This is a genomic window from Longimonas haloalkaliphila, from assembly GCF_055379825.1.
This window is the reverse complement of record NZ_AP043948.1, coordinates 3,059,990-3,077,008: the sequence shown is the minus strand read 5'-3', so window position 1 is coordinate 3,077,008 and position 17,019 is coordinate 3,059,990. Positions and strand designations below refer to the sequence as shown.

The following is a 17,019-nucleotide window of genomic DNA, read 5'->3' as shown; positions in this document are numbered from 1 at the left end:
AGCTGCCACTTTCAAATAGCACACGCTACATGCCTTACGGAAACTCAAAGGACATCGAAAAGGACTTCAACAAGATCTCGATCAGCCTGGCGTCGCCAGAGGATATTCTGGAGCGCTCTTATGGCGAGGTGCTGAAGCCTGAAACCATCAACTACCGGTCGTTCAAGCCGGAAATGGGTGGCCTCTTCTGCGAGAAAATCTTTGGTCCGGTTAAAGACTACGAGTGCCACTGCGGCAAATACAAGCGCATTCGCTACAAAGGCATCATCTGCGACCGTTGTGGCGTGGAGGTGACACGCAAAGCGGTGCGCCGCGAGCGCATGGGCCACATCAAGCTCAGCGTGCCCGTAGTCCACATCTGGTACTTTAAGACGCTGCCTAACAAGATTGGCCACCTGCTCGGCCTCAAGTCGAAAGACCTGGAGAAGGTCACCTACTACGAGCAGTACATTGTCATCCAGCCCGGTACCGCGAAGCGCCTGGGTGTGGAGCAGAACCAGCTGCTTACCGAAGAGGAGTACTTCAACATCCTCTACCAGATTCGGGAAGACAACAACCGCTTGCCCGATGACGACCCCGAGAAGTTCATAGCCATGATCGGGGGCGAAGCTGTAGAAACTATGCTGAAGCGTCTTGACCTTCCGACGCTGGCGCAGGAACTGCGCTATCAGGTCAAAACCGAAACCAGTCAGCAGCGCAAGGCCAAAGCGCTGAAGCGCCTGAACGTGGTCCAGGGCTTTATCGATGCGAACAAGCGTACGGAAAACCGCCCAGAATGGATGGTGATGCGGGTGATTCCGGTCATCCCACCGGAGCTGCGCCCGCTGGTGCCACTCGATGGCGGACGATTTGCAACAAGCGATCTGAACGATCTGTACCGCCGCGTTATCATCCGCAATAACCGCCTGAAGCGCCTGATCGACATCAAGGCGCCCGAGGTGATCCTGCGGAACGAGAAGCGCATGCTGCAGGAAGCCGTCGACTCGCTCTTCGACAACAGCCGTAAGTCCAATTCGGTACGCGGCTCTTCAAACCGCCCGCTGAAGAGCCTCAGCGACATGCTGAAAGGCAAGCAGGGGCGCTTCCGTCAGAACCTGCTTGGGAAGCGCGTTGACTACTCCGGACGTTCGGTCATCGTGATCGGCCCCGACCTGGAGCTGCACCAGTGCGGCATCCCCAAAGAGATGGCCGTCGAGCTCTTCAAGCCGTTCATCATCCGCCGCCTCATCGAGCGCGGCATCGTGAAGACGGTCAAGAGTGCGAAGAAGTATGTCGAAAAACGAACGGCGGCAGTGTGGGATATCCTGGAGAAAGTTATCCAGGGGCGCCCTGTACTGCTCAACCGTGCGCCCACGCTTCACCGTCTCGGAATTCAGGCCTTCCAGCCGGTGCTGACCGAAGGCAAAGCGATTCAGCTGCATCCACTGGTCTGTACTGCGTACAACGCGGACTTCGACGGTGACCAGATGGCTGTGCACGTGCCGCTATCGCACGAAGCCTGCCTCGAAAGCATGATTCTCATGCTGTCGAGCCATAACATCTTGAGTCCGGCCAACGGTTCGCCGCTCACGGTGCCCACGCAGGACATGATTCTCGGCCTCTACTACATGACGAAGGCCAAGGATGGCGAAAAAGGGGAAGGGCGCCGCTTTTCCTCGGTGGATGAAATACGCCAGGCCTTCGACCAGGGGATTGTTGCTACGCACGCCAAGATCGAAATGCGTGATCCACAGAACCCTGGCGAGATCATCAATACGACGGTAGGACGCGCGCTCTTCAACGAGATCGTACCCGAGGGCGTCCCGTACGTCAACGAGGTGCTCACGAAGAAGCACATGCGTCCGATCATCTCGCGCATTCTGAAAACAGTAGGCTTTGAGAAGACAGCCAAGTTCCTGGATGCGATGAAGCGTCTTGGATACGGACGGTCTACCACCTCAGGTATCACGTTCTCGCTCTCCGATATCGTCGTCCCCGATAAGAAGGAGCAGTTGGTTGAAGATGCGAACAAGGAGGTCGACAAAGTCCAGTCGAACTACGAAATGGGCTTTACGACCGACAACGAGCGCTACAACCAGGTTATTGACATCTGGACGCAGACCAATAACCAGGTGTCTGAAGTGCTCTTTGAAACCCTGAAAGAACACCGCGACGGGTTCAACGCTATCTTTATGATGGCCGACTCCGGCGCGCGTGGCTCGAAAGAGCAGATTCGTCAGCTGGGCGGAATGCGTGGCCTCATGGCGAAGCCGCAGAAAAACGTTGGGGAAGGAGGCGGTGAGATCATTGAAAACCCCATCCTCTCTAACTTCAAGGAGGGCCTGTCGGTGCTTGAGTACTTCATCTCAACACACGGGGCGCGTAAGGGCCTGGCCGATACCGCGCTGAAAACGGCTGATGCCGGCTACCTGACGCGTCGTCTGGTCGATGTCTCACAAGATGTGACAATCAATGAGCACGACTGTGGAACGCTACGCGGCATCACAATCTCGGCGTTAACAGATAACGAAGAAGTCGTCGTTCCGCTGAGCAAGCGCATCCTCGGCCGCGTTACGGTACACGACGTGTACGATCCGCAGACCGACGAGCTTATTGTTGGTGCGAACGAACTCATCAACGAGACGACTGCGCAACGCATCGCCGAAACCTCTATCGAAGAGATTGAGATCCGCTCGGTACTCACCTGCGAATCGGAGCGAGGCGTGTGTACGCTGTGCTACGGCCGTAACCTGGGTACAAACCGGATGGTCGAAGTCGGCGAGTCGGTTGGTGTTGTCGCCGCGCAGTCCATTGGCGAACCCGGTACGCAGCTCACGCTCCGTACCTTTCACATCGGTGGCGCCGCCAGTGCGGTTGCATCTGAAAGCACCTTGCAAGCAAAATCGGATGGAACGGTCGCCTTCCAGAACCTGCGTACCGTATCCTACGACTCGGGCGAGGGAGCGCAAGAAATCGTGCTCACCCGTCAGGGCGAAATTATCGTGCTTGATGAAGAAGACCGCGAGGTGAACAGCTACGTGGTTCCATACGGCGCCGAACTCATGGTCGAAGAAGGCGATGAGATCGAGAAAGGCGCTGTACTGGCCAGCTGGGATCCGTACAACAGCGTCATCCTTTCTGAGGTCGATGGAGAAGTTGCCTTCGAAGACATGATCGAAGGCACCACCTACCGCGAAGAGACTGATGACCAGACCGGGCACAAAGAGAAGGTCATCACCGAAAGCCGTAAGCGGACGCTTACGCCGGCTGTGATCATACAGCTTGATTCGGACGGAGATGATTCGGACGAGCGTGAGTATAACATGCCGGTGCAAGCACGCATCCAGGTTGACGCCGGAGACACGGTACAGGCCGGTGAAGTGCTTGCCAAAATCCCGCGCCAGACCGTAAAGCAGAGTGATATTACGGGTGGACTTCCGCGTGTTACAGAGCTCTTCGAGGCCCGCACTCCGTCAGATCCGGCGGTCGTTACTGAAATCGACGGTATTGTGAGCTTCGGAGACCGCAAGCGTGGTAAGCAGGAGGTGATTATCTCCAGCCGCGAAGACGAGATGACGAAGACGTATATGGTCTCGCTCTCGAAGCATATGCTGGTTCACGAAAACGACTTCGTGAAAGCGGGCGACCAACTCTGTGATGGAACGGTCGCTCCGCACGATATCCTGAAGATTAAGGGGCCGCGTGCAGTGCAAGAGTACCTGCTGAACGAAATCCAGGAGGTGTACCGCCTACAGGGTGTGGAAATCGACGACAAGCACATTGAGGTTGTCGTGCGTCAGATGATGAAGCGTGTCAGCATTGTGGAGCCGGGCGACACGCACTTCCTCGAAGAGGATACGGTCGACCGCCACAAGATGGCACGCATCAACGACGACCTGCACGACAAGTTCGTCGTGACCGACCCGAGTAGCTCCGATCGTGTCAAGATCGGTGAGGTAGTCAGCCGCCGTCGCCTGCGCGAGCTCAATTCCGAGCTGAAGCGCAACGACGAGCCTGAGATCCAGGTGCGCTCTGCGCGTCCAGCTGTCGGGCGTCCGGTTCTGCTTGGTATCACCAAAGCGGCACTGGCAACCGACTCGTTCGTCTCGGCTGCGTCCTTCCAGGAAACCACTAAGGTGCTTACCAACTCGGCCATTCGTGCAGAGGAAGATCCACTGCATGGACTCAAAGAGAACGTGGTTGTCGGGCATCCGATTCCCGCGGGTACTGGACAGCGTCAGTACCGCGACATCGTGGTTGGGTCGAAGTCCGAACTCGAAGAACTGCAGGCCGCCATCGGTGGCGACGGTTCATCGGGAGATGGCGCTCCGACGAAGGAAGAGCTGGAGTCGTCGGTTAAGTCGACGAACAAGTAAGTCGACTTCCCCGCGCTCCTGTGCGAACATGCATATATGACCGAAACGCCCCGTCATCTTCGTGATGGCGGGGCGTTCTGGTTTGGGATACGCGACCGCAGAGCGTTTTCGGACACTGCCTAACATGTATGCTGATTCACGTGCCATATATTGACCTGCTGGCCGTCCTTGGTATCGGGGCGGTTATCGGAAGTATTGTTTACAAGATGAGGTGGCTAACGCCGGCGGGAGCGCTGCTCGGTGGCCTATTTGGGGCGCATGCCGTCGTGCAAGGAGGAGCAGCCTGGGCGGTGCCGCTCCTCGCATTTGTGGCATCGGGGAGTCTGATCGGGCGTCTTTTCAACAAGGCACCCGCAGACGTCATGAACAAAGATGAGGGGCCGCGAACCGCTGTGCAGGTGATGGCCAATGGCGGCTGGGCCTGGGCAGCACTGGCACTTACCCCCTGGATTGGAGCCGAGTGGACGTACCCCGCTTTTGCAGGAAGTCTGGCCGCTGCTACAGCAGACACGTGGGGCACAGAGATAGGTACGCGATGGCGCTCCAGCGCATGGTCGCTACGCAGTGGGCAACGGGTGCAAGCGGGCGTCTCGGGCGCCGTATCAAGTGCTGGGACGGTAGCAGGCGTGGTGGGGGCTGGGACCATCGGTGTTCTTGCAGCGGTGCTGGGCAGCCTATCGGCAGCTGCAGCAGCATGGATCACGCTCGGAGGCATCGTGGGAAGTCTGGTAGACAGCATACTCGGGGCAACCCTCCAGGCGCAGTATGCCAGTGCAGATGGTGGAGATCGTACGGATGCCCCGGAGTCTCAGAATGCCACCCTTGTGCAGGGGAGCACGCATATCGCAAACAACAGCGTAAATGGAATAGCAACGCTGGTCGGTACCTTCTTCGGACTCGCAAGTGCTCTTCTCAGGTTGTAGGGGCCATCAAATGGGTATTATTTACCTCTGTAAGGACGGTTGCTGAAGGTTCAAATACAGGCATCCAATTAACCTTTACAGCACGTACTGATGCAGTTCTTCCTGATAAGAAGAGTCTTGGCCTATCTGTCACTATGGAGTCACGTAAAGCCATGACATGACCCGATTGAAGAAAAACCAGACGGATTTGATATGCGATTTTATCCGATACGCAGGATGAGTATGGTAAAATCGTAAACAATATCCTTTGCTCAAAATAAAACAACGAAGCTACATAAAGTGGTATATTTACCCCATTAAGTAGGTTGGAATAGACAAAAAGTGTAGATATTGACACGGATCGTTAATTATTTGGCACGTTTGGACAAGTTTGACACCCCACATTTGGCTATTGTGGGATACGCTTGTAACGCATATATAACACCGTCCCCACAGTATGCCCAATTGCGACACACCTCGGCTGTTACATTTTGTAACAAATAACCTGGCCGGTCCGGAACGTATCCTCAGCAGCGTATTAGGCGCTTCTGCGCTTCTGGTCCTTCTGCTGCTCCCGGTTCAGGCGCATGCGCAGCAGCCGGTTCCGCTCCCGCTCTTGCAGGAAAGCGGGATTGAGGCCTCTAACGGAACGTTTGAGAATCGAGTAGAAATTACATGGCCTGAGTTGGGGCCCGACTCGTCGCAGGTTGATCTTCAGATCTATCGCGACACGGAGGTGAACGGCACGATTAGCGAGAGCGCTACGCGCATAGGCACGGCAGCCAGCGATGCAACGCTCTTCTCTGATACTGATGGATTCGCAGGGGTGGTGTACGAATACTGCCTGATCGCCGACGATGGCATCAGCGAAGCCGGACCGTTCTGCGACTCGGGATACCGTGAGCTTAACCCCCCTGCAAACACAACGGCCAGCGACCGAAATCGCGTCGGAGAGATTGAGGTCGTGTGGGACGACCGCTCCGCCGTCAACGATGCATATCGCATAACACGGGATGGCACAGAAGTGGCGCGACTGCAGCCGGGGGCGCGCCAGTTTGTCGATGTGATGCAAGACCGTGCAAGCGTAGCCGTCGATATCTACCCGAGCATTAGTGACGGCGATCCCTTTCCTAACCTGGACGAACAAGTTCCCGTAACCAGCGGGCTGAGCGACCAGATCGTGGGAGTTTCGTTGCCCATTGCTATCTTTGATAGGGAAACGTTCTTCCCAGTACGCCATCATGCTACGCTAACAGTCAATGAAGCTGGAGTCTATACCTTTAGCATCTCAGAGGATGCGCGACGCCTGCTAATCAATGGCGACGTTATCGTCGAGAAGCAAAATTCACCGCCTGCATCTGGCTCAATCTCGCTGGGCGAGGGGACCCACACCATCATGGTTGAGTCGCTTCAGGACGTGTACGGGCGGCAGGGTGTAATCTGGGAAGGGCCAGGCATTGAGGAGCAAGAGCTATCTCCTGCCGTGCTCTCCTTGCCCGACGACGGCATGCAGCGCACGCATGGGATGTCGTACGACTACTACGAAGCCCCTGGTCTGATGGGGCAGGCGACCCTTCCAGACTTCGACGAGATTGAAGCCATCGCATCAGGTATTACGGCAGGCGTGCAGCCCCCTGCGGTGCCTAACAATGATGATTACGTAGTCTATCACAGGGCTACGTTGAGCGTACCCGAGACAGGAGATTATCAGTTTGAGTATGCTTCGGCCACTGGGTTTGGCCTGGAGCTCAACCACGTAGCCATGATTCGCATCAACGGAGAGATCATCGGCGAACAAGAGGGCGGAAGCCTGTTCGCATCGGCAGTGCTGCAGGCTGGTACGCATGACTTTGAGCTAATCTACGGTCAGGAGGGTGATGAGAATTTCTTGCCTCGACCCGTTCCTGACCTGACGTGGAACGGACCGTCGTTTGAAGGACGCGCTTTTCCAATGGAAGTCGTTTCCGTCGACCGGGTGCCGCATGAGTACTGCGTTACGGCGATTGAAGACGACATCTACACCTCCGAATCCGACTGTGCGGTGGGCCGCTCGGGCGTTGCGCTGCCCCCGCTGAACGTACGTGCTTCCGACGGTCAGTACGACGATCGCATCTTCCTTACGTGGGAGCCGGATGGAGCCAACACCGGCTTCGAGATCACCCGCTCACCGCTCGGCTCGAATGAACAGGACGTGCTCGCAACAACAATCCCCGATGCGCGGACCTTCAGCGATGAGACTGCCGAACTCGGCGTGGAATACGAGTACTGCGTGCGCACCCAGACCGTTGAAGGATTTGTATCGCGCGCGGCATGCGACACAGGCATTCGGGGGCGTCTACCCACTCCTGGTGAGGTAACTGCGTCCGTAAACGAGCACGACGACCGCATTGAACTGACATGGAACGACCGGGCAACAGCTGAAGATGCCTACCATGTCTACCGGCGTCCCCTCGGCGCATCCAGCCGTGTGTTTAGCCTGGCGGATGCGGTGCCGGGGGCCAGCTACGAGTACACCGCAGGCGGATTCATCGGACTGCCCGACTTCGATGCGCTGCGTCCCGACGCGATGGGCGTGGTGCCTGAAATTACAGCCGATCCGGCTCCCGATAACGATCCCTTTGCGCTTCGTTACCGGGCCGTGCTCGACATCGACGAAGCCGATACCTACGCATTCACGATAGAATCGAATGGCCCTGCTCAGGTATGGATCGAGGACGAGCTGGTTGCTGAAGGCGGGATACAGGGCGGACCAACCCCGCAGAACATCGGGCTGTCGATTCCGATTGAGCTGGAGGCACGCCCCTACGCAATGCGCGTAGAGTACGTCCACACCGTAGGAACGCCTGAACTGAGCCTGACCTGGGCGCGCGGTGGGGATTCGCCCGAACCGCTGGTAGGCGACGTGCTACGTCCCGATCTGGGCGAGCAGGTGTCCACGCTTGGCGCAGGACGCACAGCGTTCACCGATAACGACGCTGAACCGGGCCTGCCGTACGTCTACCACGTTGTTGCTGTGGCTATGGACGGGGGGCTTTCCACGCCGGGGGTAGACTGGGGACAGCGCAGCGAGGTGCTCGCGCCTTCCGTTGTCACGGCGACCGACAGTACGCATGAGGATCGCGTGGCCCTGCAGTGGGATACCGATGCCACGCAGGCAGCTATTCACCGCATCTATCGCGACGGCGAGCGCATCCAGACGCTCTCGGTACCTGAAAACCAGTTCGAGGATCGCGGCGCCACAGCCGACACGCAGCACACATATTGCATCGAGGCCGTCACCGACCTGGGCGTCGTCTCAGACCAGGTGTGCGATACGGGAAGCCGCCACCTGCTGCCGCCTACCGACTTGCAAGCCAGCGATGGCAGTGAAGAACGGGTGGTGCGCCTCATTTGGACCAACAACTCGGCTGTGGCCGACTCCACACACATCTACCGCGACGGGACGCCGCTTGAGGTGATCCCGGCGTCGCGTACCGAATATACCGATGCAACGTCTACGCCCGGTACAGAGCATGCGTATCGCATCTACCAGCGCAGCGAAGCCCCGGGCCGGTCGGGCGAGATAGAAGCGACGGGGTCGCGTGCATTCAACGCACCGGAAGAGCTTACGGCGAGTGCAGGCACCTTCGAAGAAAAAATTGAACTGACGTGGGTCGATGCATCGCGCGCCGAAGACGGCTATCGGGTGTATCGTGGTCTCAATGGCGAAGCCGAAGCCGAACTCGTGGCCGAACTCGACAAGAATACCACCACATACACCGATACCGAAGGCATTGGCGTAGGGGCTGAGTACACCTACACGGTGATTCCCTTTGATGCGTATGGCGAGTCCTCGTCTGCTCGTGCTACCGGATTTACGCTCCTCCAGCCCCCTGTCTCGTTGCGAGCGTCTACGGGATACGAAGGCCGGATTGTGCTTTCGTGGGATGACGTGTCGACCGTAAACACAGGCTACCGGATCGAGAAGAACGGACAGTTGCTTGCCGAAGGACTGGCCGCTGAAAGCTCGTCATTCATCCATGACACCGTTGACGGAATTGGCGAGCACACGTACTGTGTGCAGACCGTTGGGGCCGGAGGCGCGCGTTCCGAAGAGACGTGTGCAGAGGGGCAGGGCATTCCCGTTTTAGGTCGAGGCCAACAGATCTTCGGTAGACAGGCCGACGCATTTGCGTTCGTTGATGTTGAGGGTAATATATCCATAGATGTCGTTTATGTAGACGGCGTATCGGGCGTACTTGGCTGGTATCGAAACGACGGGGAAGACAGATTCAATCGGCAAAATCCAATAGCCGAAGACATCGGGAGCAGCCCTGTTATCGCTACTGGAGACGTTAGTGGTAACGGGCGGGAAGATATCCTCGTTGCTTCAGAGACAAGTGGAGGCGTACGGTACTTTGAAAACAATGGAGGGGGCAATTTCACAGAGCAACCGATAATCGCTGAGGTCAGCGAACTGGATGAGTCCTGGGATCCAGAAACGACAGCTATCAATGATATTGAGCTCGCAGATCTAAATGAAAGTGGCGCATTAGACCTTCTGGTTGCATATCGGGTCTCCTCGGAATCCTCGGTTAAGATATTCAAAAATAGCCCAACCGGAACGTTTGCATTTGATAGCTCCATTATCACATCGGTCGGCCCAGACAGAGTGCCCATCGAGATACATGTAGCCGATATATATAGCGGGGGACGACCGGACCTGGTCATTTGGCACAAGGAAGGAGACACAGATTGGCTGTTTACATATAAAAACGAATCCAGCAGAGACAGGATTGCCATCAGCCGGGCGGGCAGTCAAGTCTACGAGGGTAGTAGGGAGACCCAGGTGGTGACTCAGGTGGACATTGCAGACTTCGACGGCAATGGCTTTCCCGATGTACTGATTGCTACAAATGAGATTACCATACTCAAATATAATGGTGGGCTCGAGAGGCGATATAGCACCGGTAGCACCAACACCTACGATGTTGAAAATCAGGAGGTCGCTATAGGGGCGCTTGCCGTTGGCGATGTGAACGGCAATGGACGCAATGACATTGTTGCAAGCCTTGAAGCTGAAGAAGAGAACGGGCAGCTTGTCTGGTATAAAAATCAGATTGGAACACCTGAAGAAAGTAATGCGCTCTTTGAACGAGATGAGCTGCTCAGGCGCTCAGAGCTTAATACCGTTATTGCGCTGCGTGAACCCAGCGTGACCAGTCCCAGATTAGCATCAAGCGGAGACGATGGCATCCGAATCAATTCCGGCCGTCTGGGAGGATCATCTTTCAGCATCATTGACCCAGACATAGAGGCACCGTCTAACGTAAACGCCGCCAACGGCACGCGTGAAAGCCAGGTGCGCATCCGGTGGGATGACGTGTCCAACGTGGATGGATACCGCATCTATCGTGACGGAAGCGACATTGGAACCGTCGGTGCCTCGGATACAAACTTCGACGACAACGATGCGCGTCCGGGGTTGGTCTCGGAGTACTGCGTCGAGGCGTTCGCCAGCGATGCTGTTTCTGCACGGGCCTGCGACTACGGGTACCGTCCGCCCGATGGAGCGCTTACGGGGCGCATTGCCACCCTGCAGAGCAGCGGTGTGCAAGACGTAGACGTATGCGTGCTGCCATCTCCTGGACGGTCGTTGCAGCTGGATGGCGTTGAGGGCACAGCCGTTACGCGTAGCCCGGTCGTTCTAAATGAGGGAGACTTCACTATCTCGTTCTGGGTGAAGCGTACGGCCCGCGATGCGAGTCAGTATGTGGTAACACAGGGAGAAGCGAGCGGCAATCAAGGATTAAACATTGGATTCCGATCTGCAGACACGTTCACCCTGGCATTCTGGGGCAATGATCTCAACGTAACTACGTCGCCAAGTACAGAATGGGAGCACTGGGCCGTCACGTATGAGCGAGACAGCGGGCAACGATCCATCTACCGCGATGGCGAAGAGGTAGCAAGCGACCTATCCAATGGCCGATATGAAGGCGACGGGCCGATCTACATCGGCAGCCGATTTGCAGAAGCGAATTATTTCCAGGGGCTCATTGACGAGGTGCGGGTCTGGGACCACGTGCGCTCTGAAGACGAGATCCGTACGAATCGCTTCCAGGGCCTAACAGGCGCGGAACGCGGACTCCAGGCATACTGGCCCGTAGAGCAGGGAACGGGTGCTGCGCTGGCCGATCCCACCGACACTGAGGGGCAAGGCTATGCCGTGTTTCAGGGAGGAGCGTATCGGAGCGAAGTCGCAGCGCCGTTGGAGGTATGTGCCCGTACCGATGACCAGGGCAACTACGAGATCGCCGGTATCCGGTACGGCAACGAAACAACCTTTCAGGTAACACCCTCGCGGGAAAGCCGTGAGTTTGACCCAGCCCGCACCGAGATCACGCTGAGTACGGGCAATCCGGTTCAAAACGAAGTCGGGTTCACCGATATATCCAGCTACACGCTGGAAGGAAGCGTACAGGTTGCCGGATCGCAGTGCTTCGTTCCCGATCTGCCCATTGCCCTCGACGGTGAGGTGGCTGGCCAAACAGACAGCGACGGATTCTACTCGCTTGCTGCAGAGTCGGGGTCGTATACTCTGGCTCCGAATCCCGAAGGCGTTCAAACCCCTGAAGACGAAAATGAACCTCGCTTCTTCCGGGTAGCCGGTGCGAGCGGAGACGAAGCGTACGAGATCGACGTGAACGACAACCAGGCGGGGCTGGACTTTGTCGAGACTACGCAACGCACACTGCGGGGCGTGGCCGGCGGGGGGAGCTGCGGCATCGACATCGGGGTCGTTGATCTTCTCATTGAATCGGAAGATCAGTGCTTCAGCCGCACTATTTCGATCGACACGGGGTCAGACCCTGAGTACGTGATCGACGATCTTCCACCGCTGACGTATAACGTGAGCGTGGCAAACGTCAGCGACGTGCCAAACGGGCTCAGCAAAACCGACATCCTGAGCTTCTTCGAGAACGCGTTCGGAACGCAGCAAGTCGACCTGACAGCTACCAGCGATACGCTCGATGTAACCTACCGGGCTCCGCTTGCTGTGTCGTTCGAAGGCTTGCCCGAGCGCACCCCACAGTGCAGCGGTGGCCTCACGATTGAGAACCGAACGGTAGCCAATGTGCCCGTGCTTGAGCAGAGCGGCGACGAGATTCCGTATCAGATCCTCGTCGCTGAAGACTATGGCGACGCAGGGCGCTGTCCGGTTGCTGAAGGAGAAGTGCAGGTGTTTGATGAGTGGAGGGGCACGGAAAACGAACCGCGTGTCCTCGAAATTGAGGATGGTGTGGCGCAAGACACAACCGTGGCCCGAGAACCATCGTTCACCTCGCGTGAGGTCGACGGGGTAGATCGTACCTTCCAACAGGCCCTGACCGCGTCGGCGGATGTAGACGGGCGGACCGCAACGTCGACCACCTGGGCCCTCATTGAAGGCCGCCGCACTCGCGAAGGGACTGACTTTGTATCGGGACAGACCGGCCCCATCCCGCTCCAGATTCTGCGCAACCCTCCTGGTGATGGCTCCTCTTCATTTGTTGAGGAAGGCGCTCGCTTCTGCCGTACCGTTGGCACAACAACCACGCTAACGAAAGGCCTAAAACAGGAAGCATCGATTTCAGGAGGAGCTGAGTTCTACAAAGGACTTGGTTTCGTGACAAAAACAGAACTGACAACCGAGCTGGGGGTCAGTTTTGAACTCACCTGGGAGGCGGTGAATAAGTTTGGATCGCGTATCTGTGCGCAGTCCAAGGAACGCTTCTCTACATCTACAAATCCGGTGCTGACCGGGGAGCAGGGGGATGTCTTCATCGGAACAGCGGTGAACATGCTCTTTGCGGAGACGGATGTGCTCGAGCAGACCGATACAGGGAGCTGTGAGCTGGAGCGGTTTACGGAAGTGGGCTACGAGCCTGAAGAGTTCGACACCATCTATGCCTTCTCGCGCTTCCACATTGAAAACAGCCTGCTCCCGCGCCTGAGCGATCTGATGGACGACGCACGCCGACAGGCAGATGCAGGTAACACAGAGGCAGCGGCCCGCCTCGCTGAGCTCCAGGCTGACTCCTCAGCTTGGATGGGGCATCTGCTTTACAACGATAGCCTGAAGACAGAAGCAGCACTCGTTGAAAATCGTTCATTCGATGCAGGGGCTAACTACACCTTCTCAAGCACCAGTGAAAGTAACTTTGACTGGTCGTTTGAGACCTCCATCAAGGCAAAACTGGACGCCTTTGTTGGGTTTGAAGTGACAGAGTCTGGCGTCGGTATTAAGGGCAAGTTTACGGCGTCCAGCGCGCTGCGACAGGCCGTGAACGCAGGCGTGTCTACGCAAGATACGCGTACGGTCGGCTATACACTGTCGGATGGCGACGTAGGCGACTACTTCACGGTCGACATCAAAGACGACCCGGTCTACAACACACCGGTGTTCGACCTGCGTGGTGGGCAGAGCAGCTGTCCGGTAGAGGGGCCCATCACCCGCCTCGATGGCACCGAGATCGACGGTACTGTGCCGCGCTACAAAGCCGTGCTTCAGGCAAACGGCTCGCCCATTCGAGAGGGCGTTCCCCCCGACGAGCCGGCGGTGTTCGAGCTCACGCTGACCAACGACAGTCCGAGCGGTGAAGCAGCCAGCTACGAGATCCGGCAGATCCATTCCAGCAATCCGAATGGCGCCCGGCTCTCACTGAACGGAAACGGACTCGGCGGAGCCCTTGAATACTACCTCGAACCCGGCGAAGACGGCTCGCAGCGCGTCACGCTGGAGGTAGCGCGTGGAGCCACGGGCTACCGCTACGAGGATCTCCAGATCATGATGTACCCGCCCTGCGAGCGCTCGCTCTGGCAGAACGGAGCCGACCTGCAGATGGCCGACACGCTTAGCGTAAGCGTTCAGTTCGAAGCGCCCTGCACCGACGTTGATCTGTTCCGTCCACGAGAAAACTGGACGGTGAACGCTGCCGATGACGACCTCGAAACCATCCTCAGCAACTTTAGCCTCACCGATCCGCGCGAGCTGCAAGAGGTGGGGCTGCAGCACCGCCGTGCCGGTCAGGAAGGCTGGACCGACGCATTCCGGGTAGAGGCCGACGAAGTGCGTGCCTCGGGTAACCGGATGACCGGTCCAAGCGAGCGCTACGAGCTCGTCAGTGCCTGGCAAGAGGTTACCAACCTGCCCGATGGCGAGTATGAGCTGCGCGCGTACTCGTTCTGCGACGGGGCTGACCGACGCGTCTATTCGCCGCCGGCTCTGGGCCAGATCGACACCAAACGCCCCGAGGTGCTTGCTACGCCTGAACCGTCGAACCAGGTGCTCTCCTTCGGAGGCACGGTGTCGGTCCAGTTCGACGAGCAGATCGACTGTGGGTCGGTCGTTACTGAAGGCGAATCCCCGACGCTTGTGCTGCTGGATCAAGCCGGCGAGCGCATCGCCATCAACGCTCAGTGCACCGGAGACCAGATCGTGATCGAACCGCGTGAGGCCGGAGGCTACAACGCATACGAAGCGCAGATCCTGACCGCAGAGGTGCGCGGTACCGTTGACATAGAAGGTGAGATGGTGCCCGGCGTAACCGATCCTGCAGGAAACCCGCTCGACACCGCCGATCCGCTCTCCGACACCGAGACGTGGAGCTTCGATGTGCGGCGCCAGCAGTTTGCCTGGCAGCGCTCCGCCACAACCGCAGAGGTTGAGTTTCAGAGTACAGGCCTCTTTGAAGAGGTCCTCACCAATGGAAGTCCTGAGCCGGTTGTGTATGCGCTCGAAAGCGATACCTACGGCACCGACTGGATGAACCATTCCTGGCTGACGCTCGACGAGCCCACGGGCACGCTCCCTGCAGGCCAGCAGCGGGCCATCACATTCAACGTGTCAGACGCACTTGAAAAAGGAACCTATCAGGACCGCATTCGCGCCAATTCGGCTGTGGGTGGGCAGGAGCTCGACGTTACAGCCGAGGTTACCTGCACGGCTCCCTTTGGGACGCCTCCGATGGGGGCTGCGTACACGATGAATGCCACCGCTCGCCTCGTCATCCCGGAAACGCTTGGTGGCGACGGGGTCTCTACAACAGCTGGCGACAAGGTCGCTGCGTTTGTGGGGAGCCAGCTGCGTGGCGTGGCCTCGCTTGAGCCTGTCGACGGTGGCACCGGGCAGACGACCTACCGGGCCTTCCTGAACATCGCGAGCGACCGGCAAGCAGGCGAAACAGTAACCTTCCAGATCTGGGATAGCGAACAGTGCACGGTCTTTCAGGCGGCTGAAACCTATCCGTTCCAGGCCAACAACGTGCTGGGGGATGCAACCGCCCCTATCACATTCACAGCTACCGATGCATCTATGCAGTCGGTGCCTCTGGCTGAAGGGTGGACCTGGATCTCAGTGAATACAGAGACCGAAGATGGAAACTCGGTTAACCAGGTGCTCTCGACGCTCATCCCTGAAGAAGACGACCTCGTTAAGAGCCAGACGGCCTTTAGCCAGTTTGAAGGAAGCCAGAATACCTGGGTTGGTTCGTTGAGCACGATCGAGCCGGGAGCCGGCTACCTGATCCAGTTGGCTGAAACCAGCACGCTCTTCTTGCTCGGTGAGCCGGTGGCTGCTGACCAGCCCATTGACCTTACCGCCGGATGGAACTGGGTCGGTTTCCTGCCACAGCAGGCCATGCCGATCAACCATGCGCTGAAGGACCTTGAGCCTGCTCCTGAGCCGGGCGACATCATCAAGAGTCAGACGGCCTTTGCGCAGTACGTCAACGAAAACGTAGGCTGGCTCGGGTCGCTCGAAACGCTGCATCCGGGGCGGGGGTACTTCGTGCGGCTTGCCGAAGAGGCAACCCTCACGTATCCCACTGAACCACCCACACAGACCACCGTGCGGGTACGCGCCGTGGGGGAATCGGCGCCCGATACCGCACCCTCCAGCGAAGGACCACGCCTCATGGCCGAGGTGCCGGTCCTCTTCAGTGCCGATGCCGCGATGGCATCTGCCTCCGAAGACGAAGCAGCACGCATGCAGCGCACCGTCTCTGACGCCATGCCAGAGTGGACCGTCGTGCCGGCCGATTACGAGACAAGCATGGCAGTCGTAGCCACGCTGCAGTCCGATGGAACGACGCTCTCAGATCCGCGGACCCGCCTCGGCGCATTCGTCGACGGAAATCTGCGTGGCGTGGCGCGTCCGCAGCAGGTGCAGCAGAGGCAGGGGGATGCGTACCGAGCTTTCCTGACGGTGCACGGTGATCTCGGCTCCGACCAAGAGGTTACCTTCCGGCTCTTCAACCCGCACACCGGACAGGTGCACGAGCGCGTGCGCCTGTTGGGTGGAATAGAGGGCGTAGATGACACCGTGCCTGCTGAGCGCCTGCCGAGCAGCATCGCGTTCCAGAGCAACCAGCCGCTGGGTACCGTGGGCCAGCCGGTGCGATTCAACGTGGGTGATCTGCCTGACGACTGGGGGCCTGGCGAGTTTGTGCTGGAGCAGAACTTCCCCAATCCGGTGCGCTCAACCACTACGCTACGGTTTGCGATTCCGGAAGAAGATCACGTTACGGTTGAGCTGTACGACCTGCTCGGACGGCGCGTGCAAACCATCGCCGATGAGTCGATGCGCGGTGGATGGCACGAGATTCCATTCGACGCGAGTCGTCTGGCCAGCGGCGTCTACTTCTATCGCCTGAGCGTGGGCGACTACCGCGCCTCCGAGAAGATGACCATCGTGCGGTAGGCTTCCGCTGTCCTGAATCGGGCGTATGTCGCATCTGGCA

General features: G+C 58.1%; 3 protein-coding genes. All 3 read left to right on the top strand.

Annotated elements, in window-relative coordinates:
* The first annotated feature begins 29 nt into the window (after positions 1–29).
* The 3 genes from rpoC to ACZ48V_RS11990 all read left to right on the top strand — a co-directional run bounded on the left by rpoC (position 30) and on the right by ACZ48V_RS11990 (position 16,979).
* A complete protein-coding gene (rpoC, locus tag ACZ48V_RS12000) occupies positions 30–4,355 on the top strand; it encodes a DNA-directed RNA polymerase subunit beta' (protein ID WP_464539452.1) in 4,326 nt (1,441 codons plus the stop codon).
* A 128-nt stretch (positions 4,356–4,483) separates the two neighbouring features.
* Positions 4,484–5,278 carry a DUF92 domain-containing protein gene (locus ACZ48V_RS11995; protein WP_464539450.1) on the top strand — a complete coding sequence of 265 codons (795 nt, stop codon included), beginning with the start codon at positions 4,484–4,486 and terminating at the stop codon, positions 5,276–5,278.
* Between the two features lie 436 nt (positions 5,279–5,714).
* A complete protein-coding gene (locus ACZ48V_RS11990; protein ID WP_464539448.1) occupies positions 5,715–16,979 on the top strand; it encodes a LamG-like jellyroll fold domain-containing protein in 11,265 nt (3,754 codons plus the stop codon).
* The last annotated feature ends 40 nt before the right edge of the window (positions 16,980–17,019 follow it).